The following is a 26,198-nucleotide window of genomic DNA, read 5'->3' on the forward strand; positions in this document are numbered from 1 at the left end:
CGTAGCTCCCCGTCGACGAAAGGACCGCACTCCATGACTCGTCGTACCGCTCTCACCCTCGGCGCCGCCCTGGCGCTGGGCGCCGGCCTCGCCGCACTCCCCACCCAGGCCCAGGCCGCCACGGTCGTCGTCAGCACCTCGGCCGACCTCACCAGCGCCTTAAGGAACGCCACCGCAGGCACCGTCATCCAAGTGCGCGGCGGCACGTACTACCCGACGGCCACGCTCCAGTCGACGGCCAACGGCACCTCGTCGAGCCCGGTCACCCTCCAGCCGTACGGCTCGGAGACGGTGAAGATCGACGGCTCGTCGCTCCCGGCCGGCGACTGGATCTTCAAGCTGACCGCCGACTACTGGAACGTCTCCCACCTCACCTTCCAGAACTCCCCGGACAGCGCCGTCGTCTGCCAGTCCTGCACCGGCACGAACTGGAACAACATCAAGACCATCAACGGCGGCGACTCCGGCTTCACGCTCACCGGCGACGGCACCGTCAACAACACGGTCAGGAACATCGACTCGTACGGCCACTACGACGCCGCCACTCATGGCGAGAACGCGGACGGCGTGGCCGTGAAGTTCGGCTCCGGCACCGGCAACCTGATCACCGGCGCGCGCCTCTACAACAACGCGGACGACGGCCTGGACTTCTGGTCCTTCTCGTCCCCCGTCACCATCGAGCACACCTGGGCCTTCGGCAACGGCAAGAACCGCTGGTCCGACTCGGCCTTCGCGGGCGACGGCAACGGCTACAAGCTGGGCGGCGACGGCGAGGTGGTCGCGCACGTCGTCAACAACTCCGCCGCCTGGGACAACGCCGGCAACGGCTTCACCGAGAACAGCAACACCGGCGCCATCGTCATCAACCGCACCACCGCGTACGCCAACGGCAAGTACGGCTACTACTTCGCCACGGGCGCGGCCCGGCTCGGCAAGAACCTGGCCGTGTCCAACGGCAGTGCCCTGGTCAGCAAGGGCTCCTCGGTCATCTCGGCGGGCAACAATTGGGACTCCGGCATTGCCACCCCGTCCTTCGTCTCGACCGACGCCGCGACGACGTACAACGCCCGCCAGTCCAACGGCGCACTGCCCGTGACCACCTTCCTGACCACGGGCAGCAGCACCATCGGCGCCACGATGAACTGATCGGAGGTTATCCCCGCACGGGCCTGATCGACCCCAGCGTCGGCACCACCGGCAGAATCGAGCCGTCGGCCGCGAACTCCATCCGGTCGATGGTCGTCTCGCGGTGGGTGCCGTCGCCGCCCGCCGTTCCGGGGCCGTTCAGGGCGAACCGGTGGTAGACGATGTACCAGTCGTCGGTGCCGGGGACGTTCACCACGGAGTGGTGGCCGGTGCCCTTGATGCCGTACTCCGGGCGCTTGGACAGGATCGTGCCCCGCTTGGTCCACGGGCCGAGCGGGGACGGTCCCGTGGCGTACGCGACGTGGTAGTTCTCGCTGCGGGTGTCGTCCTCGGACCACATGAAGTAGTACGTGCCCTGCCGCTTGACCACGAAGGATCCCTCGCGGAAGTCCGCCTGGGTGATGTCCTTCACCTTCGTCGCGTCGAACGACACCATGTCGTCGTTCAGCGGGACGACGTATCCGCGTCCGTTGCCCCAGTAGAGATACGACTGGCCGTCGTCGTCCGTGAAGACCGCCGGGTCGATCATCTGGCCCGTGAACTGGCCTTTGCTGACCAGGGATTCGCCCAGCGCGTCCGTGAAGGGACCGGCCGGGGAGTCGGCCACCGCCACGCCGATCTGCTGCTCGGCGCAGAAGTAGAAGTAGTACTTGCCGCCCCGGGTGGCGATCGCCGGGGCCCAGGCGTTCTTGTCCGCCCAGGACACATCGGGGCCCAGGTCCAGGATCACACCGTGGTCCTTCCAGTGGACCAGGTCCTTCGACGAGTACGCCTTGAAGCTCGTCCCGCTCCAGCCCGGGTAGCCGTCCGTCGTGGGGTAGATCCAGTAGCGGCCGTCGAGGTACTGGATGTCGGGGTCCGCGTTGAGCCCGGGGAGGACCGGGCTACGGGTGGGCACCGCCTCGACCGTCCAGGTGCGGGTGGTTCCGTCGGCCGCCGTCACCGTGTACGTCTGCGGTCGGCGGAAGTCCCGGCGGGTGCCCGAGGCCGGGCTGATGGTCGCGCCCGCACCGACCGCCAGGGCGGGGGCGAGGCGCTTGAGGTCCGCGTCCGGCTTCATCGGCAGGACGACCTTCGACGCGGACTCGGTGACGACCGCGTACCCCTTCTGTCCCTTCGCCGTCGCGTCCACGACCGACGTTCCGCTCACCGGGTACGCGGCGAGCAAGCGGTCGTACTCCGCCTGCGTCACCGGCATCACGGTGCCGTGCCGCGGGCTGGCCGGCAGTTGGTAGTCGGTCGACATCGTCCACTCGCCGGAGTCGAGGTCGGTCGTCTCGAAGGGGACGTAACCGCGGCCGCCGTACTCGTCGATGAACAGGTACCACTTGTTCTCGGTGTTGGACTTGAAGACCGTCGGGCCCTCACCGCGGTCGATCGAGCCGCTGCCGATGCAGTCGGAGACGAAGTCGTACGACGTGTCGGTGAGACTGGTCGACTTCTCCCCGGTGATGAACTTAGAGCAGGGGCTGGACGAGCTGGGGTCGCGTTCGTCCTTGGTGTAGCGGTAGTAGCTGCCCTTGTTCTTGATGACCGTCGAGTCGATCACCGAGTAGCCCGGGTCGTCCCAGACCTTCGGCTCGCTGAAGGTGCGGAAGTCCTTCGTGGTGGCGTACAGCATCTTGTTGTACGTCGATCCGGTGTGGTCCGGGTCGTCGTCGGCGTAGAGCTTGGAGGCCCAGAAGACGACGTACTCACCGAGCGTGTCGTCCCAGTACGCCTCGGGCGCCCAGGTGTTGCCCGCCGTGTCGGGAGCGACCTTCACCAGGCGCTGGTCGGTCCAGTTGACCAGGTCGGTGGACTCCCAGATCATGATCGACTTGCTGCCGTGCCGCTGGACGTGGTCCCAGCTGCCACTGGAGCTCTGGTACATCTTCAGGTCGGTGGCGATCAGATAGAACTTGTCTCCTTCGGGGGAGCGGATCACGAACGGGTCGCGCAGCCCCTTCTCGCCGATGGTGGAGGTGAGCACCGGCTGCCCGGCGTTCAGCTCACGCCAGTGCAGCGCGTCGTTGCCGCGGCTGAGGGCGTAGCGGATCTGCTCGCCGTCGGCGGTGCCCTCGCCGGTGAAGTAGGCGAAGAGATAGCCGGCGTACTTCTGCTTGTTCACGGGTGGTGCTCCGGAGTGTGCGGGGCTGGGCGGCGCCGCGAGCAGGCCCAGCAGCAGGGCGAGGAGGGGGACCAGGGGGATCAGGAGCGTGCGGGCGGTGCGGGGTCGCATGACACATCCTGTGGGAGTCTGGTGGATTCTGTGGGATGAACTGCCTCCGGAGTGTTGTCAATGGGGGACCGTGCGTCAATTGCTGCGGGCGGGGTGCGGGCGATCGAAAATTTCGATCGTTTTCGTGCGGGCCTCGGCAACCTTTCCGTCCGAGGCGGCGACCAGGAAGCAGAAGCGGGCCGGGGCGGCCCCTCCGGCCCGCTTCGCTGCAGCAGCACCCCATTTGCCTAGGAAAGGAACGCCCCGTGCGTCAGAGCATCGGACGCCACCGCAGGACCCGCACGCTTTCGATCGCCGCCGCGGTGGCCGTCGCCGCGGGGGCGGGTGGCGTCTTTCTCGGCCTCTCGGACAACGGATCGGCGCAGGCCGCCTCCACCACGGTGACCGTCTCCACCACCGCCCAGCTCCAGACGGCCGTGGCGGGCGCCGCCGCCGGTACGACCATCCAGGTGCGCGGCGGCACGTACTACCCGACGGCCACCCTCAAGTCCACGGCGAACGGCACGAGCGCGGCCCGGATCACGCTCGCCGCATACGGCAGCGAGAAGGTGAAGATCGACGGCTCCAAGCTGGCCGCCGGCTCCTGGCTGGCCGGGATCTACGGCGACTACTGGACCGTCCAGAACATCACCTGGCAGAACTCTCCGGCCCAGGGCTTCGTCGTCACCTCGTCCGTCGGCGGCGTCTTCAAGAACCTGGTCACCGCGAACAACGGCGACTCCGGCTTCACCCTGCGCGGCGACGGCACGACGAACAACCTCGTGCAGAACCTGGACAGTTACGGCAACTACGACGCCGCGGGCCACGGCCAGAACGCCGACGGCATCGCCGTCAAGTTCGGCTCCGGCACCGGCAACAAGATCACCGGCGCCCGCCTGTACAACAACTCGGACGACGGCCTCGACCTCTGGCAGTTCTCCTCGCCCGTGACCATCGAGCACTCCTGGTCCTACGGCAACGGCAAGAACCGCTGGAACGACAGCGCCTTCGAGGGCAACGGCAACGGCTACAAACTCGGCGGCGGAGGCGTCACGGTCGCGCACGTCGTCAACAACAACGCGGCCTGGGACAACACCCTCAACGGCTTCACCGAGAACTCCAACCCCGGTGCCATCGTGCTCAACCGCAACACCGCGTACGCCAACGCCGAGGCCGGCTTCTACTTCGCCACCGGCAAGGCGCGCCTCGCGCGGAACCTCGCCGTGAGCAACAAGGGCGGCCTGGACAAGCTCGGCTCGGCCACCGTCTCCGCGGCCAACAACTGGGACAGCGGCGTCTCGACTCCGTCCTTCAAGTCGACGGACGCGACGACGGCGTACGGGGTCCGCTCGTCGAGCGGTTCACTGCCGGCGACGACGTTCCTGACGACGGGCTCGACGACCATCGGTTCGACGATGAACTGACGCCCTCCCCTTTATAGGGCTCGGTTCGCCTCCGGGGCGCTTGTGCCGGTGTCGAGGGGCCGATCGTGCTCGACCCTTCGGGCCTCCGCGCGTTCGACCCCTCGACACCGGCGCGCCCCTTCGGCTCACTCGCCGCGCCCCGGAGGCGAACCGAGCCCTAAAAAAGAGCGCAACGCCCCGCCGGTCGTCACCGGCGGGGCGTTTCTCTGCCGGCCGAGGGGGGCTCAGGCCAGCAGGTCCATGCAGTCGAACGACGTGCCCGGGCTGAGGTAGGCCGAGCCGGTCGAACCACTGACGATGTTGAGCTTCAGCACGTTGTACTGACTCACGTCCGTCTTCCACGCACTGGTAGGGACGTGGAAAGTGAACGTGCGGTTGTTTCCGCGAACGCGTCCGTCACCCCGACGCGCAGGGTGTGCGCGGCGGCGGCCTGCGCCGCGGTCAGCTTGAAGCAGACGAGGACGCCGTCGTTGACTGGGCCCGCCGTCACTCGTAGCTGATGTCGGACGTCGTGAACTTGCAGGTCTTGCCGTCCGGGCCGGTGCTGAGTTCGGTCGGCTCCTTACCGGTGTTGTTGCCCTGGAAGCTGACGCACGTCTTGATCTTCTTCTTGGTGTCCCCGTGGATGCGGACGTTGCGCAGCGCGGCCGTGTCGCCGTAGTTGGCGTTGACGCCGACGATCGCCTTCATCGGCGCGGTCACATCCACGTCGTTGATGATGATCGTGCGCTTGTACTGCGTCTTGCAGTTGCCGCACGAGCGCACCAGCTTGCCGGAGTTCTCGACCTGGAACTTGCTGACGACGAGCTTGCCCGCGCCGTTGAACTGGAGCACCTTGTCGTCGGCTCCCTTGGCGCCGCCGCCGTAGACCGTGTACACGGCCGACGACGACTTGCCCTTGAAGCTGGCCGCGTCCTCGCCGACGTCCAGCCACCACACGTTCTGCAGCGTGCAACTGCCCAGGCAGTGGACGCCGTCGGCGGCGGGGGTTCCGATGATGACGTTCTTGAGGGTGGCGCCGTCGGCGAGCTCGAAGACCGGGTCCTGGCTCTCGTCCTGGCCGGAGGTGCCGAGGTCGCCGCTGCCGTAGAACTTCGTCAGCTTGCCGTCGTACGTGCCCGACACCGAGATCGTCTTCGAGACGGCCTTGCTGCCCTTGGCCGTGGGCCAGACGGAGCTCGCGCCCGCCGTGGTCAGCATCGACGTGGTGACCAGCGCCGCTCCGGTGAGGCCGAGGGCGGTGACGCCGCCGATCACGGCACGCCGCTTGGTGACCCGGCGGCGGTGTCGGACGCGCTGTTCAACTCGTGCAGTCATGACGCGGTTTCCTTGCGTGGAGGAGACGTGTGCGTCTGTTGGTTGCCGCAGGTGAGGAAAGGGTTGCCGCGTCCGAAGATTTTTTACAGAGGTGACCGGTGGTTACGAATCGCCGTCGTCGCTGGTGTCGGTCGCGAAGTTGCCCGCCACGCTCGGCTGCTCGTCCGCCGTCCTCGCGTTCGCCGAGTAGCTGTCGTCCTTGGCGTCCCGGCCGCCGCGCGTGTGGTCGTACTGGCCCGCGAACACCCACTCGCCGGCCGCGAGGGTGCGGCCGTCCTTGAGCACCCAGGTGTAGACGAGGAAGCCGTCCCGCTCGACGACCGTCGTCGTGAAGTCGCTCTCGGGCGCCGAGCGCCAGGCACCCGTGTCGCTGACCCCACCGGTCTGCTTGATCTTCAACTCGACGGTGAGCGAGGTGACTTGCTCGGTGTTCCTGAGGGTCACATTGGACTGCGCCCAGAAGTCGTTGCTGTGCGGATCGATCGAGCCGTCGGACCACAGCGAGCCGTCCTGATGGCCCGAGGCAGGTGCCTGGGGGGGTGCGGCGGGCGCGGAACTGGGGGCATTCGGGGTGTTCGAGGGGGACGAACTCGGCTTCCCGGACGGCGACTTCGACCCACCCGTTGGGCGGGTCGGCTGCGGCTGGACGGGCGCACGGCTCGTCGCGTCCGGCGAGTCGAGCGGGGTCGGCGGCACCGTGACCGTCTGCTGCGGCCGCTGGTCCTCCTTGACCGCCGAGGCGACCGCGTAGCCGCCCACCGCGAGGACACCCGCGACCGCGGCCGTGGCGCCCACGACCCGCGCCCAGCCGAGCATCGGCGGACGCGCCGCACGTCGGGGGCGACGCTCGGTGGCGCCGGACATCCCGCGCTCGACCCGGGCCAGGATGCGCGCGCGGTCGGGCTCGTGCGCCTCGGCCGCCTCGTGCAGCCTGGCGCGCAGCTCGTCGTGCACGTCCTGCGCCTTCCTCATCGGTCCCTTCCTCCGGCTCCACCCGTGGGCAGCACTTCTGCGTGCACCCGCATCGGGGCCTCTTCGGTGCCGAGGAGCCGCTTCAGTTCGGCCATGCCCTTCGACGTCTGAGACTTAACCGTACCCACGGACACACCGAGGGCGAGAGCCGTGTCCTTCTCCGAGAGATCGAAAGCATGCCGCAGCACGACACACGCACGCTTACGGAACGGCAGTCTGCGCAGCGCTTCCTGAACATCGACCTTGCCCGGTATGTCGGGGTTCTCGATCTTGTCCTCGCGCTGCGACCAGAACAGCGTGATCCGCCGGCGCTCGCGCACCGCGCTGCGGATCCGGGTTTTGGCCAAGTTGGCGACGACCCCACGGGCGTACGCCACCGGGTGGTCGGCTGCGCGCACCCGGTCCCAGCGGTGCCACAAGGCGAGCAGCGCGTCGGCCGCCAGATCGTCGGCGGCGTCCGCCTCGCCCGTCAACAGGTGGGCCAGACGCGAGAGTTCGGCGTAGTGCCGCTCGAAGAAGGCGTGGAACTCCACGGAGGCTGCGTCGTCGACGACAGTGCCCACGGGCTACCTCTCCTTGCTGCGGCTCTTGAGCAACCGGTGCGGATGTGTGCGTATACGGCCCCATGCGTCACCTGTGAAGAAATGGTGTTCCGGTGGGGCGCGATGCGAGAGCGTACCAGCGTTCCGTACAGGCCTTCGAACGACGTATGGCAGGCCGAACTCGATTCCGTAACACGGGGAAAACCTGCACGCGGTTCAACGCGGGAACAATCCAGCCAGCATCCGCACACCCCTGCACGCAGGTTACGAGGAGTATCGCCATGTCCGAAACCCAGAAGGTGGCCGACCGGCCAAGTGCCGCACCACCAGCGGTGAACAGCGTCGACCGGTTCTTCAAGATCTCCGAACGGGGCTCCACCTTCGGCCGGGAGATACGCGGCGGATTCGCCACGTTCTTCACGATGGCCTACATCCTTGTCCTGAATCCCATCATTCTCGGCAGCGCCAAGGACAAGTTCGGCCAGCAGCTCGACGCCGTCCAACTGACCACCGCCACCGCCCTGGTGGCCGCGGTCATGACGATCATCATGGGCGTCGGCGGCAACCTCCCGCTCGCCCTCGCCGCGGGCCTCGGCCTCAACGCGGTCGTGGCCTTCCAGATCGCCCCGCTGATGAGCTGGGACGACGCGATGGGCCTGATCGTCCTGGAGGGCCTGCTCATCTGCGTGTTGGTGGTGACGGGCCTGCGGGAAGCGGTGATGCACGCGATACCGCAGCCGCTGAAGCAGGCGATCAGCGTCGGCATCGGCCTGTTCATCGCCTTCATCGGCTTCGTCGACGCCGGGTTCGTCACCCGCATCCCGGACATCGCGAACACGACCGTACCGGTACAACTCGGTGGAACGGGAGCGCTGGCGGGCTGGCCGGTGCTCGTCTTCTGTCTCGGCGTGCTGCTGACCATCGGGCTGCTCGCGCGCAAGGTCAAGGGCGCGATCCTGATCAGCATCGTGATCATGACGATCGTGGCGATCGTCATCAACTCCATCGCCGACATCAAGAGCTGGGGCCTGACCACGCCGAAGATCCCCGACGACCTCGTGGCCTCGCCGGACTTCGGACTGCTCGGTCACTTCAGTCTGTTCGGCGCGTTCGGCGAGGCCGGCGCGATCACGGTCGTCCTGCTGATCTTCACGCTGATCCTGTCGGACTTCTTCGACACCATGGGCACGGTCGTCGGCATCAGCGCCGAGGCGGGGCTGCTGGACGAGGAGGGCAAGGTCCCCCACCTCGGCCGCGTGCTGCTCATCGACGGCGCGGCGGCGGTGGCCGGCGGCGCGGCCTCGGCCTCGTCCTCCACCTCGTACATCGAGTCGGCGGCGGGCGTCGGCGAGGGCTCCCGTACGGGCTTCTCGAACCTGGTCACGGGCGGCCTCTTCGCCCTCGCGCTCTTCCTGACCCCGCTGCTCACGATCGTCCCGCTGCAGGCCGCCGCCCCGGCCCTCGTCGCGGTCGGCTTCCTGATGATGACCCAGGTCAAGCACATCGACTGGGACAAGTACGAGATCGCCATCCCGGCGTTCCTGACGATCGCCGTGATGCCGTTCACGTACTCGATCACCAACGGCATCGGGGCGGGGTTCCTGGCCTACGTCCTGATCAAGACGGTGCTGGGGAAGGCGAAGGAGATCCACTGGCTGCTGTGGGGGGCCTCGGCGCTGTTCCTGGTGTACTTCGCGATCGATCCGTTGCAGCAGCTGCTCGATGTGTAGTGAGTAGCAGCCGGCCGCGGGTTGACCGCGGCTGAGCGCGCCCACGCGGCGGAGCCGCATATGTCACAGCCCCGCGCCCCTTACGGCGCCCGAGCGCCCGATAGGGACGCGGGGAACTGCGCGCGCTTAGGGGCGCGGAGAGCTGCGCGTCTTTGGGGGCGCGGGGAACTGCGCGTTTTTCAGGGGCGCGGGGAACTGCGCGACCAGCCACAGGCAACCCGCAGCCGACCGACAACCCGCACCGCTCAGTCCCGCACCGCTCAGTCCTTCAGCGCCGCCCGCATCATCGCCTTGGCCACCGGCGCAGCCAACCCGTTGCCGCTGACCTCCGACCGGGCCGCGTCCGACTGCTCGACCATCACCGCGACGGCGACCTCCTTGCCGTTCGAGTCGGACTTCGCGTACGACGTGAACCAGGCGTACGGCGTCTTGCTGTTGTTCTCGCCGTGCTGGGCCGTACCCGTCTTGCCGCCGACGGTCGCGCCGGCGATCTGCGCGTTCGTCCCGGTGCCGTCCGTGACGACCGTCTCCATCGCGGACTGCAACTGCTCGGCGGTCGAGGAGCTGACGATCTCCTTCGTCTCCGTGCTGTCGTCGTAGTCCTGCACCACATTGCCGTCGGAGTCACTGGTCTGCGACACCATGTGCGGCGAGACGAGCTTGCCGCCGTTGGCGATGGCCGCCGACACCATGGCCATCTGCAGCGGGGTCGCCGTCACGTCGAACTGGCCGATACCGGACAGACCCGTCTGCGAGGCGTCCATGTCCGAGGGGTACACGCTCGCGTACGCCCGCACCGGCACGTCCTGCGTCTTGTCGTTGAAGCCGAACTTCTCCGCCATCGCCCGAACCTTGTCCTGGCCCAGGTCGACGGCCATCTTCGCGAAGACGTTGTTGCACGAGTACTGCAGCGCTACGCGGATCGAGGCGTCCTCGCAGGGCGCGGTCGAGCTCTCGTTCCTCAGGACGGTGGTCGTGTTCGGCAGGGTGTACGGGTTCGGGCTGTCCGTCTCCGCATCCACGTCCGAGTACAGCCCGTTCTCCAGCGCGGCCGCCGCGACGACCAGCTTGAACGTCGACCCCGGCGGCAGCGGCTGGCGCAGCGCCCGGTTCGTCATCGGCTTGTCCGAGTCCTTGGTCAGCTTCTTCCAGGCGGCGCTGTCGCCGGTGCTGAGCCGCGAGGGGTCGTACGACGGCGTGGAGACGACCCCGAGGATCCTGCCCGTGGTCGGGTCGATCGCGACGGCCGCGCCCTTCTTGTCGCCGAGCGCTTCGTACGCCGCCTTCTGCACATCCGGGTCGATCGTCGTGACCACGTCACCCGCGGCGGCACGCTTGCCCGTGACCGTGTCGAGGGGGTCCTTCAGCTGGTTGTCCGTGCCGTCGAGCAGGTCCTGGTAGATGCCCTCCAGCTGGGTCGCCCCGAACACCTGTGAGCTGTAGCCCGTGACGGCCGCGTACAGACTGCCGTCGGTGTACGTGCGCTTGTACTTGAGGTCGCTCCCCGTCGTCTGCGCGGAACCGGTGATCGCCTCGCCGGCCACGATGATGTTCCCGAGCGGGTTCGCGTACTGCTCGATCGCGTTCCGCCGGTTGTCCTTGTCGTCCGCGAGTGCCTGGCCGTTGTAGAACTGCACCCACGTCGCCCTGATCAACAGGGAGAGCACGAGCAGCAGAGTGAAGACGGCGGCACGCCTGATCGTCTTGTTCATCCCATTCAGGGGGACGAGCGCGGCGGGGCGAATCGTTCCCTGCCCCCGGATTTCTCATGCGCCCTTCATGAGCCCTGCGTACGGCCGGTCAGAGTCGCCGGGTCGCGAGCGTCAGCCGGTCGCGGGCGTCGAAGAGGGCGTCCTTGACCATCTGCTCGTGCGCGGGCGTCAGCCGGGCCACCGGGACCGAGCAGCTGATCGCGTCACGGGCGGGGGTGCGGTAGGGGATCGCGACGCCGAAGCAGCGCAGCCCCAGCGTGTTCTCCTCACGGTCCACGGCGAAGCCCTGCTCCCGCACCTGGTGCAGCTCCTCGATGAGCTTCTCCCGGTCGGTGATCGTGTGCTCGGTGAGGGCGGGGAGCGTCTCCGGCAGCATCTTGCGGACCTGCTCGTCGGTGTGCGTGGCGAGCAGCGCCTTGCCGAGCGAGGTCGAATGGGCGGGAAGACGGCGGCCCACCCTGGTGAAGGGGCGCAGGTAGTGCTGGGACTGGCGGGTGGCGAGGTAGACGACGTTCGTGCCGTCCAGACGGGCGAGGTGGATGGTCTCCGTCGTGTCGTCCGACAGCCGGTCCAGGGTGGGCCGGGCCGCGGCGACCACCTCGTCGCCGTCGATGTACGAGGTGCCGACGAGCAGGGCCCGTACGCCGATGCCGTACCGCGTGCCCGTCGCGTCCGTCTCGACCCAGCCGAGCTCCACGAGGGTGCGCAGCAACATATAGAGGCTGGACTTCGGATAGCCGACGGCTTCCTGGACCGCGGCCAGGGAGTGCATTCCGGGCCGGCCGGCGAAGTACTCGAGCAATTCCACGGTCCGCACCGCGGACTTGACCTGCGCCCCGCCGCCTGTCTCGGCTGCCGACATCGCCCTTGACCCCTTCGTTCGACGGGAAATAGTCTCCAACAGCATATTCACCATCAGAGACAGTGTTCAGCATATCGAACGCGCTGGTGAGTGACACAAGATCTGCGGCATTACATCTGGAGGGACCCGCGGTGTCAGCAGCACCAGTCTGGAGTGTCGACCCCCGAAACGGGAAGCAGCGCGAGCAGGTTGCGGTGGAGGCCACGGCCCAGGAAGTGGACGAGGCCGTCCGCGCCGCGTACGCCGCCCGGGACGCCCTCGCCGACCGCACCGTGCGTGCGGCCTTCCTGCGCACCGCCGCGGACCTGCTCGAAGGGGCCAAGGAACAGCTCGTCGAGGCCGCCGACGCGGAGACCGCGCTCGGCCCGGTCCGGCTCACCGGCGAACTCGCCCGCACCTGCTACCAATTGCGCGCCTTCGCGGGCATCGTCGACGAGGGCGCGTTCCTCGACGTCGTGATCAACCACCCCGACGACACGGCGACCCCGCCGATCCCGGACCTGCGCCGCTACAAGGTGCCGCTGGGCGTCGTCGCCGTCTACTCCGCCTCGAACTTCCCCTTCGCCTTCTCGGTCCCGGGCGGCGACACCGCGAGCGCGCTGGCGGCCGGGTGCCCGGTCGTGGTCAAGGCGCACCCCGACCACCCGGCGCTCTCCGAGCTGGTCGCGGCCGTACTGCGCCGGGCCGCTGCCCAGCACGACATCCCGGCGGGTGTCGTCGGCCTCGTGCACGGCTTCGAGGCGGGCGTCGAGCTGGTCAAGCACCCGCTGATCTCGGCGGCCGGGTTCACCGGCTCGGTCCGCGGCGGACGGGCGCTCTTCGACGCGGCGGCCGCGCGCCCCGTGCCGATCCCGTTCCACGGCGAACTCGGCTCGCTCAACCCGGTCGTCATCACCGAGGCCGCGGCGGCCGAGCGGGCCGAGGCGATCGGCGCCGGGCTCGCGGGCTCGATGACGCTGGGCGTCGGCCAGTTCTGTGTGAAGCCGGGCCTGGTACTGGCACCCGCGGGCGCGGCGGGCGACCGCCTGCTCAAGTCCCTCACGGATGCCGTCAGCAACACCGACGCGGGCGTGCTCCTGGACCACCGCATGCGCGACAACTTCATCGCCGGGGTCGCCGAGCGGGCCGAACTCCCCGAGGTGGAGGCGCCGGTGACCCCGGGCTCGGGCGGCGAGCACGCAGTGAGCCCGGGCTTCCTGACGGTCCCCGCGCAGAAGCTCGCGGCCTCCGGTGAGCACGACCTGCTCCTGGAGGAGTGCTTCGGTCCGCTCACCGTGGTCGCCCGCTACGAGGACGAGTCCGAGGCCAGCGCGGTCCTCTCCCGCCTCCCCGGCAACCTCACCGCGACCGTCCAGCTCTCCACCGAGGAGGCGGCGGGCGAGGGGCGCGGCGCCGAGATCCTCGCCGAGCTGACGCCGCTCGCCGGGCGCGTCCTGGTCAACGGCTGGCCGACGGGTGTCGCCGTCGCCCCGGCCCAGCACCACGGCGGGCCGTACCCGGCGACCACGTCCACGTCGACCTCCGTCGGCGGGACGGCGATCGAGCGGTGGCTGCGGCCGGTGGCGTATCAGGGTGCCCCCGAGGCGCTTCTTCCGCCGGAGCTGCGGGACGACAACCCGCTGGGACTGCCCCGCCGGTACGACGGCCGCCTGGAGCGGTAGCGGTCGTCAAGGGCGCGGCACTGGACCTGAGAGACTCACTCAATGGATGTCGAACTCCCCGAACTCCCTTTCCCCCTCCGCACGTACGGGCCCGACGGGCACTGGTCCTACGAGGACGGGATCCTCACCGGTTGGGCGGGTCCTCGCCAGGACCGCTTCGTGCCGCCCACCGGTGAGGCCCTGGACCCGGCCACCGACGCACCGCGCCTCCTCGGTGCGCCGGAGGGCGACTTCCAGCTGATCGCCCGCGTCACGGTCGGCTTCGCGGGCTCCTTCGACGCGGGTGTCCTCTACGTCCACGTGGGGGAGCGGGCCTGGGCGAAGCTCTGCCTGGAGTACTCCCCGGATGTGCCCACCGTCTGCACGGTGGTCACCCGGGGGCACTCCGACGACGCGAACTCCTTCACGGTGGAGGGCAGTTCCGTCTGGCTGCGGATCAGCCGGACCGGCCGCGCCTTCGCCTTCCACGCCTCCCGCGACGGCGAGAAGTGGACCTTCATCCGCCTCTTCACCCTGGGGGACGAGAAGGAGACCTCCGACGCGCTCGTCGGCTTCATGACGCAGTCGCCGTTGGGGGAGGGCTGCGTGGTCACGTACGACGGAATCGAGTTCCGCCCCAACTGGCCGAAGGACTTGAGGGACGGCAGCTGATCTCGCCCCCGCCGCCCCTACCCGTCCCATCCGTTCCTGGGGGCTCCGCCCCCAGACCCCCGCCAGGTATCTCAGCCCGTCATGGGGGTCCCCCCTGCTCGAGCGAAGCCGAGAGCTTGGGGGAGTTTGAGGACGAGGCCGTGCAGGCCGAAGCGGGGGTCTGGGGGCGGCAGCCCCCAGGGACGGGACGGGTAGGGGCGGCGGGGGCGAAAACCACCACCGGAACCACGGGCCGCCCCCACCACGTCCTCCCCCGCATGATCAGAACGCACCGCCCCCTCACCTCCCTCGTGATCAGAACCGCCCTGCCCAGCGAAGCCGCAGCCATCACCGAGCTGCATCACCGAGCCCGCGCCACCTACTACCCGGACGGCCCACCGAACGACGGCTTCGACTGGCTCGCACGCTGGCGCAGCAGCATCGAGCACCCGGACACCCACGTCCTGTGCGCGGTACGCGACGCCCGCCTCGTGGGCATCGCCTCCTTCCGTACGGCCGAGGGCGCCCCCGCCGACACCGTGAAGCTGTTCCAGTTCCATGTCGCCCCCGACCGCTGGCGCGACGGCATCGGCACCGCGCTGCACGCGGCCTGCGTGGAGCAATGGCGGGCCGACGGAAAGCGCACGGCCACGCTCGACGTGCATGCCGACAACGAGCGCGCCCAGGCCTTCTACGCCCGCCAGGGCTGGATCCCGGACCCGGAGCACCCGCCGGCGGAGGGTGATCACCACCTCCGCTTCAGCTACACCGTCGCCGGGGAATGAGCGGGGAATGAACCCCGCAGCTTGAACGTTCACGTATGGACGACTCGTGGAGGGCGTCTCCGTAGCCCTGCCCGTTACCCGTACGACCTGGAGAGAGCCGAACACATGCGCGTCGAGATCTGGAGCGACATCGCCTGCCCCTGGTGTTACGTGGGCAAGGCCCGTTTCGAGAAGGCGCTCGACGCCTTCCCGCACCGCGACGAGGTCGAGGTGGTGCATCGTTCCTTCGAGCTCGACCCGGGCCGGGCCAAGAGCGACATCCAGCCCGTGATCACGATGCTGACCAAGAAGTACGGCATGAGCGAGGCGCAGGCGCAGGCCGCCCAGGAGAACCTGCGCACGCAGGCCGCCGCCGAGGGCCTGGAGTACCGCACCCACGGCCGCGACCACGGCAACACCTTCGACATGCACCGCCTCCTTCACCTCGCCAAGGAACACGGCAGGCAGGACGAGCTGATCGGCCTGCTGTACCGGGCGAACTTCGCCGAGGAGCGGACCGTCTTCGGTGACGACGAGCGGCTCGTGGAGCTGGCCGTCGCCGCCGGACTCGACGCGGACGCGGTCCGCGCGGTACTCGCCGACCCGAAGGCGTACGCCGACGAGGTGCGCGCCGACGAGCGCGAGGCCGCGGAGCTGGGCGCGAACGGCGTGCCGTTCTTCGTCCTCGACCGCAAGTACGGCGTCTCCGGCGCCCAGCCCGCCGAGGTCTTCGCGCAGGCGCTGACGCAGGCGTGGGGCGAGCGCCCGCCGCTGAAGCTGATCCAGGACACTTCCGCCGACGGCGCGAACGCGGAGGTCTGCGGCCCGGACGGATGTGCCGTACCGCAGCGGTGAAAGCCCAGGTCGGGGCGGATGTATAAGCGTTCCTTAGCGGAACCGGGCAGAATTCCGCAATGGACGAGGGGTTCGCGGGGCAGCACAGTGGTCCCATGGAGACCTTCGAGACCCTCGTACGCGCCGAGTTCGCTCCGAAGAACACCTACCTGAACACCGCGAGCACCGGGCTCCTGCCGGCCCGCGCGGTGGCCGCCATGCGCACCGCCGTGGAGAGTGTCGCCGCCGGGCAGCCGTCCGACATGTTCGCCGACGTCGAGGCCGCCCGCGCCTCGTTCGCACGTCTGGTCGGGGTCCCGGGCCGCCGGGTGGCGGCCGGGGCGTCGGTCGCCGTCTACAGCGGACTGATCGCCGCCTCGCTGCCCCCGGGCGCCGAAGTCCTCACCGCCGAGGCGGACTTCAGCTCCACCGTGAACCCCTTCCACATCCGCGGCGACCTCAAGGTGCGCGCCGTCCCACTGGAGCGGCTGGCGGACTCCGTACGCCCCGGCACCGCGCTCGTCGCGGTCAGCGCCGCGCAGTCCGCGGACGGCCGCATCGCCGACCTGCCCGCGATCCGCGAGGCGGCGCGGACGCACGGGGCGCGTACCTACGTCGACGTGTCCCAGGCGGCCGGATGGCTGCCCCTGGACGCGGACGCGTACGACTATGTCTCCTCCGTCGCCTTCAAGTGGCTCGTCTGCCCCCGGGGCGTGTCCTTCCTGGTCGTCCCGGAGGACCTCGGCGGGCTCACTGCGGTGTTCGCCGGCTGGGTCGCGGGTGAGGCCCCCTGGGACAGCTGCTACGGCCCGGTCGAGGAACTCGCCCACTCCGCCCGGCGCTTCGACGAGAGCCCCAGCCTCTTCTCGTACGCGGGCGCCCGGCATTCGCTGGAGCTCGTCGAGCAGCTCGGCGTGGAGAACGTACACGCCCACGACCTCGCCCTCGCCGAGCGCTTCCTGGCCGGCCTGCGCGAACTCGGCCACGCACCGGTGCCCGCCCCCGGCTCGGCCATCGTGTCGGTGCCCGGACTCGGCCACCGGCAGCCCGGTCTGAGCGAGGCGGGAGTCGAAGTGTCCGACCGCGCGGGCAACTTGCGAGTGGCCTTCCACCTGTACAACACGCCGGCCGATGTCGACCGGCTGCTGGACGTCCTGTCCGGATGACCCCGGATGACTCCGGTTGCCCTCTGGCGCGGACTTCGGCGGGGCGCTAGGAAGGCACCACGAGGTGGTGGTGCCGGTGGAGCCGACTCTCGAAGAACCTCCCGCGGACGCGGAGTTGCATCGACGGCTGGTGTACGGGGACGAGTCCGCGCTGGGCGAGGCCTACGCCGCGTACGGCGGTCTGGTGCGTCACGTCGCCGTCCGCGTCACCCGTAGCCCGGCCGCCGCCGAGGACGTGGCACAGGAGGTCTTCGCGCAGTTGTGGAGCAGGCCGTACGCCTTCGACGCGCGCCGCGGCTCGCTGCGCACCTGGCTGTCCATGCTCGCCCACCGGCGGGCCGTGGACTGGGTGCGCAGCGAGGCCCGGCACCGCAAGGACACCCGTGCGGACGACTCCGCGCTGCACGCCATCCCCGACACCGGGCCCGGCCCCGACGAGACGGTCGTCGACCGCGAACGCTCGCTGCTGCTGCACACCGCCCTGGCCGAACTCCCGCAGCCCCAACGGGAGGTGGTCCACCTCGCCTACTTCGCGGGCCGCACCTACCGCCAAGCCGCCGTGGAGTTGGGTATCCCGGAGGGAACGGCGAAGACCCGGCTGCGCTCGGCGCTGCGCACATTGGCCGAGTCTTTGGCCGACCCGCCCGATCCGGCACTGGAAAGAGGCGCATGATGGCGACAGGGGAAGGAGGCGCGGCGTGAGCACCGACCACGACGACGTACGTGATCTCCTGGCGGCCTGGGCCTTCGGGGCCCTCCTACCGGCCGACGAGCAAACGGTCCCGCCGCACCTGGCCGAGTGCGCGTCCTGCGCCGCGGAGGCGCGGCGGCTGCGGGAGACGGTACGGCTGCTGGACGGGACGCCGGGAGCACGACACGCTTCGGTGAACGGGAACCGCGGGCAACGACGCGATCCAGCCATCGACCCGCGACCGGCCGGGACGAACGCAGACGCACCCGCCCCCGCCCTCCTCGCGCTCGCCCTCCGCTCCCGCCCCGCTGCGCCCCGAGTCGCCCCGCACGCCGCCCCCTACGCCGCCGCCGTCGCCGGACTACGGGCGCTGCTGCGGGAGCTGGACGGGGCGGACGGGCACGGACCGTGGGGCACGCCGGTCGTGCACGACTGGGATGTGCAGAGCACCGTCGCCCATCTGATCGCCGCCGACGAGCCGTTGGCACGCCGGCTGGGCCTCGACGCCTGCGTTCCGGCGGCGCCGGTCGCGGAGGGGGCGGGGTGGGAGGACGCCTGGGCCGCGCGGACCGCCGAGGTGATCACGTACGAGCGGCGGCGCCCGCCCGAGGAGACGGCCGCCGCCTGGACCGCGCAGGCCGGGGCGCTGCTCGCCACGCCCGAGGCCCAGGACCTCGAACGGGCCTCCCACGCCACGACGTTGATGGGCGTACGGCTGCCCGTCGCCGACCATTTCCTCGTGCGCGCCTTCGAGACGTGGATCCACACGGACGACATCGGGCGGGCCCTCGGACTCGCCGTCCCCCCGCCGCCCGACCCCCACCTGTGGCAACTCGTCCAGCTCGCCGTACGGATCCTCGGCACGGCCCTTGGGCCCACCGCGCCCCCGGTGCTCTTCGCGGTGACCGGGGGAGGAGGCCGGGACGCCCAGTGGGTCCTGGGCTCCGAGGACGAGCCGGTACGGGCCGAACTCGTCCTGGATCCCGTCGACTTCTGCCTCCTGGTGGGCGGCCGGTACGCGCCCGACGAGGTGCCCCGGGGTGCGTCGGGCGACGACGGCGCCGTACGCGACGTACTGGAGCGGGCGGCCTCGCTGGCGTGGCTCTAGGGCCCGTCACCGCACCGGTGTGAAATCCCTCGACCCGATGAACGAGGGCCGGCGCACGGGCGCCGCGAACGGCTCCACCGCCGCGTTCTCCACGCTGTTGAACACGATGAAGACGTTGCTGCGCGGGAACGGGGTGATGTTGTCCCCGGAGCCGTGCATGCAGTTGCAGTCGAACCAGGTCGCCGAACCGGCCCGCCCCGTGAAGAGCTTGATGCCGTGCCGGTCGGCGAAGCCGGTGAGCGCCTCGTCGGACGGGGTGCCCGCGTCCTGCATCTGGAGCGACTTCTTGTAGTTGTCCTGCGGGGTGGCTCCCGCACAGCCGAGGAACGTCCGGTGCGACCCCGGCATGATCATGAGGCCGCCGTTGGTGTCGTGGTTCTCGGTCAGCGCGATCGACACGGACACGGTCCGCATGTTCGGCAGGCCGTCCTCGGCGTGCCAGGTCTCGAAGTCCGAGTGCCAGTAGAAGCCGCTGGCCCCGAAGCCCGGCTTGACGTTGATCCGCGACTGGTGGACGTACACGTCCGAACCGAGGATCTGCCGGGCCCGCCCGACGACCCGCTCGTCGCGTACGAGCCGTGCGAAGACCTCGCTGATCCGGTGCACCTCGAAGACGGACCGGATCTCCCGCGACTTCGGCTCGATGATGGAGCGCTCGTCGGCGCGGATCGCGGGGTCCCGTATCAGACGCTCCAACTCGGCGTGGTAGAGCGCCACTTCGTCCGGGGCGAGCAGTTCCTCCATGGCGAGGAAACCGTCCCGCTCATACGTGTGGAGGTCGCCCGCCGTGAGGGGGCCGGGTGTGTCCGGCGTACCCCAGACGACCGGATCCTGACGGGGAACCGCCACTTCGGTGGCGCCACGGCTCGGGTACAGGTCGGTGATCGTGGTCATGGACCTCAGACCTCCTCGGGTTCGGTCAGCAGGGGGTAGACGCCGTTCTCGTCGTGGTCCTCCCGTCCGGTCACGGGCGGATTGAAGACGCAGAGACAGCGGAAGTCCTCCTTGATCCGCATGGTGTGCCTCTCGTGCCCGTCGAGGAGGTACATGGTTCCGGGCGTGATCGTGTACGTCTTTCCGGTCTCGTCGTCGGTGAGCTCGGCCTCGCCCTCGACGCACACGACGGCCTCGATGTGGTTCGCGTACCACATCGACGTCTCCGTACCCGCGTACAGGATCGTCTCGTGCAGGGAGAAGCCGACCTTCTCCTTGGCGAGGACGATGCGCTTGCTCTCCCAGGTGCCCGATGCCGACCTGACGTGCCGGTCGGTGCCTTCGATGTCCTTGAACGAACGGACTATCACGGTGCTGCTGCCTCCTCGTCAAACGGTTTCGCGTACGGCGCGGGCGAGGGTGCGCAGCCCCTCGTCCAGTTCTTCGGGGGTGATGGTGAGCGCGGGGAGCAGTTTCACGACCTCGCTCTCCGGCCCGGACGTCTCGATGAGCAGCCCGAGTTCGAAGGCGCGACGGGCCACCCGGTCCGCGCGCTGCTTCTCGTGGAACTCCAGACCCCAGACGAGCCCCCGCCCCCGGTATTCCTTGGTGTCGGCGAGGTTCTCCTCGGTGATGGAGATCAGGGCCTGCTCGATCTGCTCGCCGCGGGCGCGGGTCTGCTTCTCCATGGCGGACCCGTCGGACCAGTACGCCTCCAGGGCGGCGGTGGCCGTGACGAACGCGGGGTTGTTGCCGCGGAACGTGCCGTTGTGCTCGCCCGGCTCCCAGATGTCCAGCTCGGGCTTGAACAGGCACAGGGACATGGGCAGTCCATAGCCGCTGATGGACTTGGACACGGTCACGATGTCGGGCACGATCCCCGCCTCCTCGAAGGAGAAGAACGCGCCCGTCCGCCCGCAGCCCATCTGGATGTCGTCGACGATGAGCAGCATGTCGCGCCGTTTGCAGAGGTCGGCGAGGGCGCGCAGCCACTCGGGCCGGGCCACGTTGATGCCGCCCTCGCCCTGCACGGTCTCGACGATGACCGCGGCGGGCTGGTTGAGCCCCGACCCCTGGTCCTCGAGCAGCCGCTCGAACCAGAGGAAGTCCGGGACCTTGCCCTCGAAGTAGTTGTCGAACGGCATCGGGGTCCCGTGCACGAGCGGGATACCGGCGCCCGCCCGTTTGAAGGCGTTGCCGGTGACGGCGAGCGACCCGAGCGACATCCCGTGGAAGGCGTTGGTGAACGACACGATCGCCTCGCGCCCCTTCACCTTCCGTGCCAGCTTCAGCGCGGACTCCACGGCGTTGGTGCCCGTCGGCCCGGGGAACATGACCTTGTACGGCAGGTCGCGCGGCCGCAGCACGAGACTCTGGAAGGCCTCCAGGAAGGTGCGCTTGGCAGACGTCGACATGTCGAGACCGTGGGTGACGCCGTCGCGTTCGAGATAGTCGATCAGGGCGCGTTTGAGTACGGGGTTGTTGTGGCCGTAGTTGAGGGAACCGGCGCCGGCGAAGAAGTCCAGGTAGGCGTGGCCGTCCTCGTCGTACATCCGGCTGCCCCGGGCCCGGTCGAAGACGGTGGGCCAACTGCGGCAGTAGCTGCGTACCTCCGACTCCAGGGTCTCGAAGACGCTCAGGTCGGGCTGGGTGATGGTCACGGCGTAACTCCTCAGAAGCGTGGGGGGTTCAGAGCGACAGGGGGCCGATGCGGTACAGCACTTCGGGGTCGTGCCCGCCGTCGGGGAACTGCCCTGTCTCGAACAGGACTTCGCGTTCCACGTGTGCGCCGTGGCGCCGCGCGTACGAGGTGAACAGGCGCTCGGACGCGGTGTTGCCGGGCGTGATGGTCGTCTCGACGACGGACAGCCCGCGCTCGCCCGAGACCCGCGCGGTCAGCCCGTCGAGCAGGGCCGCGGCCAGCCCGCGCCCGCGGTACGCCGCGTCGACGGCCACCTGCCACACCAGCAGGGTGCGGGGGCGCTCGGGCCGTACGTACGCGGTGATGAACCCGACAGGCCGGCCGTCGGCGGCGCGTGCCACTACCGAGGTGCCGGCGAAGTCACGGCACCACAGCAGATAGCTGTACGAGGAGTTCAGGTCGAGGGTCTCGGAGTCCTTGGCGATGCGCCAGAGCGCGGCCCCGTCCGCCACCTCAGGACGGTCGATCCGTAGTCCCTCGGGCATTTCCAGGAATTCCGCTTGCAGGTCTGCTTGTGCGGCGGTCATGCGGATTGAATTTACCGAGAGAAAAGTGAAATTGCATCGCTGGACGGGGTTACGTGCGGGCTGTCCATGTGTTATCACGCGGGTGCATGCGCCTGTGCGAGGGCGTACCGAAAGATCCCGATATGCCCGGTGTGAAAGGGGCAAAACGGGCGCGATGTGGAGTCGATCACATGCACGTAACCGTCACGAGATCTTCCCGAATTACAGCCGTTGGCGTTCGCGAAATCTTAGCGTTTAGGGTCAAAAAAAGCGGGCATAAGAACTACGGGAAGCTGCGTTGAATTAATAGCGGAATAAGGAGGGCGGAGAAGCCCTGTAATTCCCTGAATCAGGCGCCGGTGACTCCGTCGATACGCTCGCGGACAATGTCGGCGTGTCCGTTGTGGCGTGCGTACTCCTCGATCATGTGGAGGTAGATCCAGCGCAGACTGACCTCGATGCCCGCCATCGGCATCCCGTCCGGGATCCGCCCGACGTCGTCGAGCGACCGATCGGCGCACACCTCCTGCCCACGGGCGATCTCCCGCCGCCAGACCACGAGAGCCTCGTCGAGCCCCCGCTCGGGGCTGAGCCGGTAGCCGGACTTCTCCTCGTACACCGCAGGAAGCTTCTCGTCGCCGACCACCCGCTGGAACCAGGTGCGTTCCACCTCGGCGAGGTGCTGGACGAGTCCCAGCAGGGTGAGTGGGGAGGGCTCGGCGGAGGCGCACCGCAGCTGCTCGTCGTCGAGCCCCGCACACTTCTGCTCGAGGGTGGCCCGGTGAAAGGCGAGCCAACTCTCCAGCATGGGCCGCTCGTCGGCGGTCAGGAGGGGGATGGGGCGGCCGTCGGGGAGCGTGGCGTAGGTCGTCATGGTGGGAGTCTGGCACGGTGCGGTCGTGCTTCGGGGAGTACTCGAACTCCTCCGGTGGGCTTGTGCCCTTCCGGTCCCTGCGGTGTGCTCGCGCTCACCTCACGTGTGTGCACGTAGGGGGCATGGACCGCCCGGTCCATGCCCCCTACGCAGGGCGGCTTACGGTGCGTCCACCACCGTGCCTGTCAGCACCGGGTGGTCGGGAAGCGGCTCGGCGTCGTAGTCGGTCAGCGCGAGGCGTACCGACTCGGCGGGCTCGGCCAGCTGGTCCTTCACCGTCGACACGATGAAGTCGACGCTGGTGGCCCCGGCCGGGACGGTCATCCACGCCCACAGGTTCGCCTGGGAGAGCGCGCGCTCCGGGTCGGGGAGTTCACCGCCGTAGTCCATCAGCCACTGCGGGTCCACGTCCTTGGTGGACAGCTCGGCGCCCTCGGTGACCGGAAGGACCAGGACCGGCTGCCAGATGTCCGCATCGGCGGGCTCGGAGAGGGAGATCCGCCAGGTCAGCGTGGATCCCTCGGTCCCCTGGTCCTTGACCGGAGTCAGGGTGACCGCGGGCTCGGGGTCGTCGTTCAGCGCGGTGACCCCGCCCCGGTACGAGCCGATGACGGCGCCGCGCACGGCCTTCGCGATGACGTCGTACTGCTCGTCGTAGCCGAAGCGCGTGTCGCCCTTCACCTCCACAGGGAAGTCGATGGGGCTGCTGCCGGGCCGGACCGTGACCAGTTTGTCCGTGGACTCTCCGGTGTCGGGGTCGAGGACGGAGAAGCGGACCGTGCCGCTGCCGTGCCCGGAGACCTGGACCGGGACGTGGTAGGTGACGGTGCCCGAGTCGCCCTCCTCTGCGGTGAGCCGGCCGATGTCGACGCGCGGCAGCGCCGGGGCCTTGACCGCCGGGGTACCGGGGGCCCAGCCCCAGGCGTCCATCAGCCAGGCCTGTCCGGACGATGAACGCGGAGTCAGCTCAAGGGACTTGAGGTGCCCCAGGTCGAGTCCGGCGGTGGTGGCCGCGGTCAGCGGGACACGCACTTCGCGCGCCCAGTAGGAGGCGGTGCGCGCGCTGCCCGGCAGTCCGTCGACCTGGACCTGGCCGAGCTCGGCCCGGCGGCCGGAGGAGTCGGTGACGGTCACGTCCAGCCTGGTGCCGGTCGTGTTCGGCGGCACGAAGACGCGCAGCGCCAGGCTCTTGGCGCCGGAGAGGGAGACCGGAGCGGGAGGGCTGACCTTGGTCGCCGCGCCCGGCGCCGACCACTTCAGCGCGACCGCGCTGCGGCCGGCCTCCTTCTCCTTCCACCACCACGCGAAGTGCGGCGACGAACCCTCGGTGTCCGGGGCCAGGCAGGCCACGGCCGGGTCGGGGTCGAGCGCCGAGCACAGCCTGCCGCCGGTCACCTCGACCGGGGCGTCGGGCAGGAAGCCGCCCGTGCGGCGGGCGCCGACCGCGTGGGTCAGCACGCGGGCCGGGTCGGCGGAGGGCGCGCGTCGGCCCGTGCCGTCGAGCAGCGGGCGTACCCGGTCGTCGCCGGCGATGTACAGCCGGGCCGCGGCGGCGATGTAGGTGGCGCCCGCCTGGTGCTGCTGGTCGGCGGTCAGCCGGGTGCGGGTGCCGGTGGAGCACACCGGGTCGGGCTCGTCCTCCGGGAACTCCCAGAAGTCGTCGAAGGAGGGTGCCTCGGACTGGCCCGGCGTCCACTCGGTGTTGAAGAAGTTGTGGTTGGCGCCGACCACGTAGACGGCGCTGTGCAGGGCGGTGCCACGGCTGACCCCGCGCGTCCCGTCGACGTACACCTCGCCCTGGAGATCGGAGACGTCACCGTCGCAGCCGGGCAGGATCGTCGTGGACGGCACGTCGGCGACCGGGTTCTGGCCGAAGATCGTCGGTCCGATGAGGACGGTCCCGCGGATCTTCCAGCGCACCGGGCCCCGGTAGCCGTCCTGCGCGGCGGGCGGCGGGTAGAGGCTGTCCATGGCGGCCCGGTTGACGCCCTCGCCGCCGCGCGAGTGGCCGACGAGCAGGACGCGGGACAGGTCGGCCTTGGCCGCGTCGGGCACGGACGCCGGGGCGGTGCCCGGGTGGGCGGCCCAGCCGGCCCACTTGGCGAGGTGCTGCCGCACCAGCGAGGAGCGCGCCTGCGCACCGGCGTCCTCGACGTCCGCGTCCTGGCCGTTGATGCCGTTCGCCGAGATCGACACCGTCACATAGCCCTGGGAGGCCAGCAGCTTCTGGTCCTTCAGGTAGCCCTTGTGGCTCGGGATCGGCTGGGTGCCGGCCGAGCAGGGCCACTCAAGGGTCCAGTCGTCCTCGCTGCCGCCCGGCTTGAAGCAGGTGGGGTGGCGGCCGTGGAGGAAGAGTGCGAGCGGCCGCTTGCCGGTGGCGCCGGTGGGCGCGACGACGACGGCCTGCATCTCGACCGGCTGGGCGAAGCCGGGCAGCTTCACCGGGTCGAGGTCGTACTCGCCGGTGACCGTGCCGTAAGAGCCCGGCTTGCCCGGGTCCACGGAGTTCGCCGGGAGTTGGGCCGGGGGCTGGGCGGCGGCCAGGGAATTCTTGCGTTCCTTGCCGGTGTTGTCGGCGGGCCCGTCCAACCGGCGCCCGCTCGCCAGGACTTGGAGGTCCTTGAGCGGAGTGGCCTGGTTGAGGGCGAGCCGGAACGTGCGGCCGTCCTTGGCCTGCTTCGGTACGCCGAGCAGCCGGCCGTCCGCGTGGAACTCGACACGGGCGTCGCCCACGGGCACGGCCCTGTCCGACCGCCAGACCAGCTCACGCGCGACGCCCTCCCCGGTGACGCGCCAGCCCGGGGGCAGTGCGTTGTCGGCGGCGTCCGCCGTCAACGGCTTCGCCTGGGGCGGCTGTTGGGCCTGGGCCAGTCCCGGTGAGCCCGCCAGGGCCGCGAGCACGGCCACGGCGGTGACACCTATTCGCCGGGCATGGTTCAAGGGTCGTCCCCTCCTCACACTTCGAGTGCGGGCGCACCCGTCGGTACCGGGAGCACCTCACGCCTCGAAGGAAGCGAAATGGGGCCTGTGGGTTGCCTGTGGCGGAGGGGAAGGATCTCGCAGGGCAGGAATCAGGTCACCGGGGGCGGCCCGCGCGGACGCCGGGAAAGGCGGGCTGAATTCGAGCCGTGGAGAACACCGACATCACCACGGGTTGGCGGCTGATGACGCGTCCCGGGTCGGTGTGTCCGTTCTTGGGTACAGCGGACCGGGGTCGGGGGAGGGGGCGGGGCGGGCCTTGTGACGCTCGGCATCCCCGATGTCCTACGCAGGCGGGTACGGAGCGTCCATCACATGCTGGTTGCGTACGGGCTGTCGTGGGCGCGGCCTGCGCCTCCTCGCCTGGTCCCCTGCGCTGCCTGGCGGGACGCTGTCCTCGTGGGTCTTCGTCGGGGGCGTGAAGGCTGGGTAGGAGCCGGGGTTG

The 26,198-nt window shown here is 69.6% G+C and carries 22 protein-coding genes and 1 pseudogene; 10 read left to right on the plus strand and 13 right to left on the minus strand.

Annotated features, from left to right (window positions below; all coding sequences use genetic code 11):
- Positions 1-33: 33 nt before the first annotated feature.
- Positions 34-1,146 carry a right-handed parallel beta-helix repeat-containing protein gene (locus tag ACX28W_RS16630; protein WP_458999731.1) on the plus strand — a complete coding sequence of 371 codons (1,113 nt, stop codon included), beginning with the start codon at positions 34-36 and terminating at the stop codon, positions 1,144-1,146.
- Positions 1,147-1,153: 7 nt separating this feature from the next.
- Here the strand turns inward: ACX28W_RS16630 and ACX28W_RS16635 are convergent, their stop codons facing one another.
- Positions 1,154-3,367: a family 43 glycosylhydrolase gene (locus ACX28W_RS16635; protein WP_458999732.1), complete on the minus strand. Its 2,214-nt coding sequence runs from the start codon at positions 3,365-3,367 to the stop codon at positions 1,154-1,156.
- Positions 3,368-3,612: 245 nt separating this feature from the next.
- Here ACX28W_RS16635 and ACX28W_RS16640 point away from each other — a divergent pair, with 245 nt between their 5' ends.
- A complete protein-coding gene (locus ACX28W_RS16640) occupies positions 3,613-4,770 on the plus strand; it encodes a right-handed parallel beta-helix repeat-containing protein (RefSeq protein ID WP_458999733.1) in 1,158 nt (385 codons plus the stop codon).
- A 224-nt stretch (positions 4,771-4,994) separates the two neighbouring features.
- Here the strand turns inward: ACX28W_RS16640 and ACX28W_RS16645 are convergent.
- The 4 genes and pseudogenes from ACX28W_RS16645 to ACX28W_RS16660 all read right to left on the minus strand — a co-directional run.
- Positions 4,995-5,245, minus strand: a pseudogene (locus ACX28W_RS16645) (rhamnogalacturonan lyase B N-terminal domain-containing protein); the annotation flags it as partial.
- A gap of 11 nt (positions 5,246-5,256) precedes the next feature.
- Positions 5,257-6,087 carry a pectate lyase gene (locus ACX28W_RS16650; RefSeq protein WP_458999734.1) on the minus strand — a complete coding sequence of 277 codons (831 nt, stop codon included), beginning with the start codon at positions 6,085-6,087 and terminating at the stop codon, positions 5,257-5,259.
- 102 nt (positions 6,088-6,189) lie between these two features.
- Entirely contained in the window at positions 6,190-7,059 is an 870-nt protein-coding gene (locus ACX28W_RS16655) for a hypothetical protein (RefSeq protein WP_458999736.1), read from the minus strand.
- Positions 7,056-7,622, minus strand: a complete 567-nt coding sequence (locus ACX28W_RS16660) for a SigE family RNA polymerase sigma factor (RefSeq protein ID WP_458999737.1) — start codon at positions 7,620-7,622, stop codon at positions 7,056-7,058. The genes ACX28W_RS16655 and ACX28W_RS16660 overlap by 4 nt, the downstream gene beginning before the upstream one ends.
- 260 nt (positions 7,623-7,882) lie before the next feature.
- Here ACX28W_RS16660 and ACX28W_RS16665 point away from each other — a divergent pair, with 260 nt between their 5' ends.
- Positions 7,883-9,331, plus strand: coding sequence for an NCS2 family permease (locus ACX28W_RS16665; protein WP_458999738.1), 1,449 nt, complete (start codon positions 7,883-7,885; stop codon positions 9,329-9,331).
- Between the two features lie 260 nt (positions 9,332-9,591).
- Here ACX28W_RS16665 and ACX28W_RS16670 read toward each other — a convergent pair whose 3' ends face one another.
- Entirely contained in the window at positions 9,592-11,043 is a 1,452-nt protein-coding gene (locus ACX28W_RS16670) for a peptidoglycan D,D-transpeptidase FtsI family protein (RefSeq protein ID WP_458999739.1), read from the minus strand.
- An 88-nt stretch (positions 11,044-11,131) separates the two neighbouring features.
- Positions 11,132-11,905, minus strand: coding sequence for an IclR family transcriptional regulator (locus ACX28W_RS16675; RefSeq protein ID WP_362075753.1), 774 nt, complete (start codon positions 11,903-11,905; stop codon positions 11,132-11,134).
- Positions 11,906-12,036: 131 nt separating this feature from the next.
- Here ACX28W_RS16675 and ACX28W_RS16680 point away from each other — a divergent pair, with 131 nt between their 5' ends.
- From ACX28W_RS16680 to ACX28W_RS16710, 7 genes are all read left to right on the plus strand, one after another.
- On the plus strand, positions 12,037-13,566 hold the full coding sequence (locus ACX28W_RS16680; RefSeq protein WP_458999740.1) for an aldehyde dehydrogenase (NADP(+)): 1,530 nt from the start codon (positions 12,037-12,039) through the stop codon (positions 13,564-13,566).
- A 42-nt stretch (positions 13,567-13,608) separates the two neighbouring features.
- Positions 13,609-14,217, plus strand: a complete 609-nt coding sequence (locus ACX28W_RS16685) for a DUF1349 domain-containing protein (protein WP_458999741.1) — start codon at positions 13,609-13,611, stop codon at positions 14,215-14,217.
- A gap of 257 nt (positions 14,218-14,474) precedes the next feature.
- Positions 14,475-14,981: a GNAT family N-acetyltransferase gene (locus ACX28W_RS16690; protein ID WP_458999742.1), complete on the plus strand. Its 507-nt coding sequence runs from the start codon at positions 14,475-14,477 to the stop codon at positions 14,979-14,981.
- Between the two features lie 105 nt (positions 14,982-15,086).
- The gene (locus ACX28W_RS16695) at positions 15,087-15,815 is read left to right on the plus strand and encodes a DsbA family oxidoreductase (protein ID WP_458999743.1); all 729 of its coding nucleotides are present in this window, start codon (positions 15,087-15,089) and stop codon (positions 15,813-15,815) included.
- 95 nt (positions 15,816-15,910) lie between these two features.
- Positions 15,911-16,960 (plus strand): aminotransferase class V-fold PLP-dependent enzyme, encoded by a 1,050-nt coding sequence (locus ACX28W_RS16700; RefSeq protein WP_458999744.1) that lies wholly within the window; start codon positions 15,911-15,913, stop codon positions 16,958-16,960.
- A 64-nt stretch (positions 16,961-17,024) separates the two neighbouring features.
- Positions 17,025-17,633: an RNA polymerase sigma factor gene (locus ACX28W_RS16705; RefSeq protein WP_458999757.1), complete on the plus strand. Its 609-nt coding sequence runs from the start codon at positions 17,025-17,027 to the stop codon at positions 17,631-17,633.
- Positions 17,634-17,658: 25 nt separating this feature from the next.
- On the plus strand, positions 17,659-18,759 hold the full coding sequence (locus ACX28W_RS16710) for a maleylpyruvate isomerase family mycothiol-dependent enzyme (protein WP_458999745.1): 1,101 nt from the start codon (positions 17,659-17,661) through the stop codon (positions 18,757-18,759).
- 6 nt (positions 18,760-18,765) lie between these two features.
- Here the strand turns inward: ACX28W_RS16710 and thpD are convergent, their stop codons facing one another.
- From thpD to ACX28W_RS16740, 6 genes are all read right to left on the minus strand, one after another.
- Positions 18,766-19,653: an ectoine hydroxylase gene (gene thpD / locus ACX28W_RS16715; protein WP_458999746.1), complete on the minus strand. Its 888-nt coding sequence runs from the start codon at positions 19,651-19,653 to the stop codon at positions 18,766-18,768.
- 5 nt (positions 19,654-19,658) lie between these two features.
- On the minus strand, positions 19,659-20,063 hold the full coding sequence (locus tag ACX28W_RS16720) for an ectoine synthase (RefSeq protein WP_458999747.1): 405 nt from the start codon (positions 20,061-20,063) through the stop codon (positions 19,659-19,661).
- A gap of 18 nt (positions 20,064-20,081) precedes the next feature.
- A complete protein-coding gene (ectB, locus tag ACX28W_RS16725) occupies positions 20,082-21,353 on the minus strand; it encodes a diaminobutyrate--2-oxoglutarate transaminase (RefSeq protein ID WP_458999748.1) in 1,272 nt (423 codons plus the stop codon).
- A gap of 28 nt (positions 21,354-21,381) precedes the next feature.
- Positions 21,382-21,921, minus strand: a complete 540-nt coding sequence (gene ectA, locus ACX28W_RS16730; protein ID WP_458999749.1) for a diaminobutyrate acetyltransferase — start codon at positions 21,919-21,921, stop codon at positions 21,382-21,384.
- Between the two features lie 328 nt (positions 21,922-22,249).
- Positions 22,250-22,774, minus strand: coding sequence for a DinB family protein (locus ACX28W_RS16735; protein WP_458999750.1), 525 nt, complete (start codon positions 22,772-22,774; stop codon positions 22,250-22,252).
- 159 nt (positions 22,775-22,933) lie between these two features.
- Complete coding sequence (locus tag ACX28W_RS16740; protein WP_458999751.1) at positions 22,934-25,714, minus strand: alpha/beta hydrolase family protein; 2,781 nt, start codon at positions 25,712-25,714, stop codon at positions 22,934-22,936.
- Positions 25,715-26,198: the final 484 nt, after the last annotated feature.

It is taken from the genome of Streptomyces sp. SD15 (assembly GCF_054462255.1).

Excerpts from the sequence above, each read along its gene's own strand:
- ACX28W_RS16655 (WP_458999736.1), bottom strand. The coding sequence starts at position 7,059 with ATGAGGAAGGCGCAGGACGTGCACGACGAGCTGCGCGCCAGGCTGCAC.
- ACX28W_RS16650 (WP_458999734.1), bottom strand. The coding sequence starts at position 6,087 with ATGACTGCACGAGTTGAACAGCGCGTCCGACACCGCCGCCGGGTCACC.
- ACX28W_RS16630 (WP_458999731.1), top strand. The coding sequence starts at position 34 with ATGACTCGTCGTACCGCTCTCACCCTCGGCGCCGCCCTGGCGCTGGGC.
- ACX28W_RS16635 (WP_458999732.1), bottom strand. The coding sequence starts at position 3,367 with ATGCGACCCCGCACCGCCCGCACGCTCCTGATCCCCCTGGTCCCCCTC.
- ACX28W_RS16690 (WP_458999742.1), top strand. The coding sequence starts at position 14,475 with ATGATCAGAACGCACCGCCCCCTCACCTCCCTCGTGATCAGAACCGCC.
- ectA (WP_458999749.1), bottom strand. The coding sequence starts at position 21,921 with ATGACCGCCGCACAAGCAGACCTGCAAGCGGAATTCCTGGAAATGCCC.
- thpD (WP_458999746.1), bottom strand. The coding sequence starts at position 19,653 with ATGACCACGATCACCGACCTGTACCCGAGCCGTGGCGCCACCGAAGTG.
- ACX28W_RS16670 (WP_458999739.1), bottom strand. The coding sequence starts at position 11,043 with ATGAACAAGACGATCAGGCGTGCCGCCGTCTTCACTCTGCTGCTCGTG.
- ACX28W_RS16700 (WP_458999744.1), top strand. The coding sequence starts at position 15,911 with ATGGAGACCTTCGAGACCCTCGTACGCGCCGAGTTCGCTCCGAAGAAC.
- ACX28W_RS16665 (WP_458999738.1), top strand. The coding sequence starts at position 7,883 with ATGTCCGAAACCCAGAAGGTGGCCGACCGGCCAAGTGCCGCACCACCA.
- ACX28W_RS16685 (WP_458999741.1), top strand. The coding sequence starts at position 13,609 with ATGGATGTCGAACTCCCCGAACTCCCTTTCCCCCTCCGCACGTACGGG.
- ACX28W_RS16675 (WP_362075753.1), bottom strand. The coding sequence starts at position 11,905 with ATGTCGGCAGCCGAGACAGGCGGCGGGGCGCAGGTCAAGTCCGCGGTG.
- ACX28W_RS16735 (WP_458999750.1), bottom strand. The coding sequence starts at position 22,774 with ATGACGACCTACGCCACGCTCCCCGACGGCCGCCCCATCCCCCTCCTG.
- ACX28W_RS16695 (WP_458999743.1), top strand. The coding sequence starts at position 15,087 with ATGCGCGTCGAGATCTGGAGCGACATCGCCTGCCCCTGGTGTTACGTG.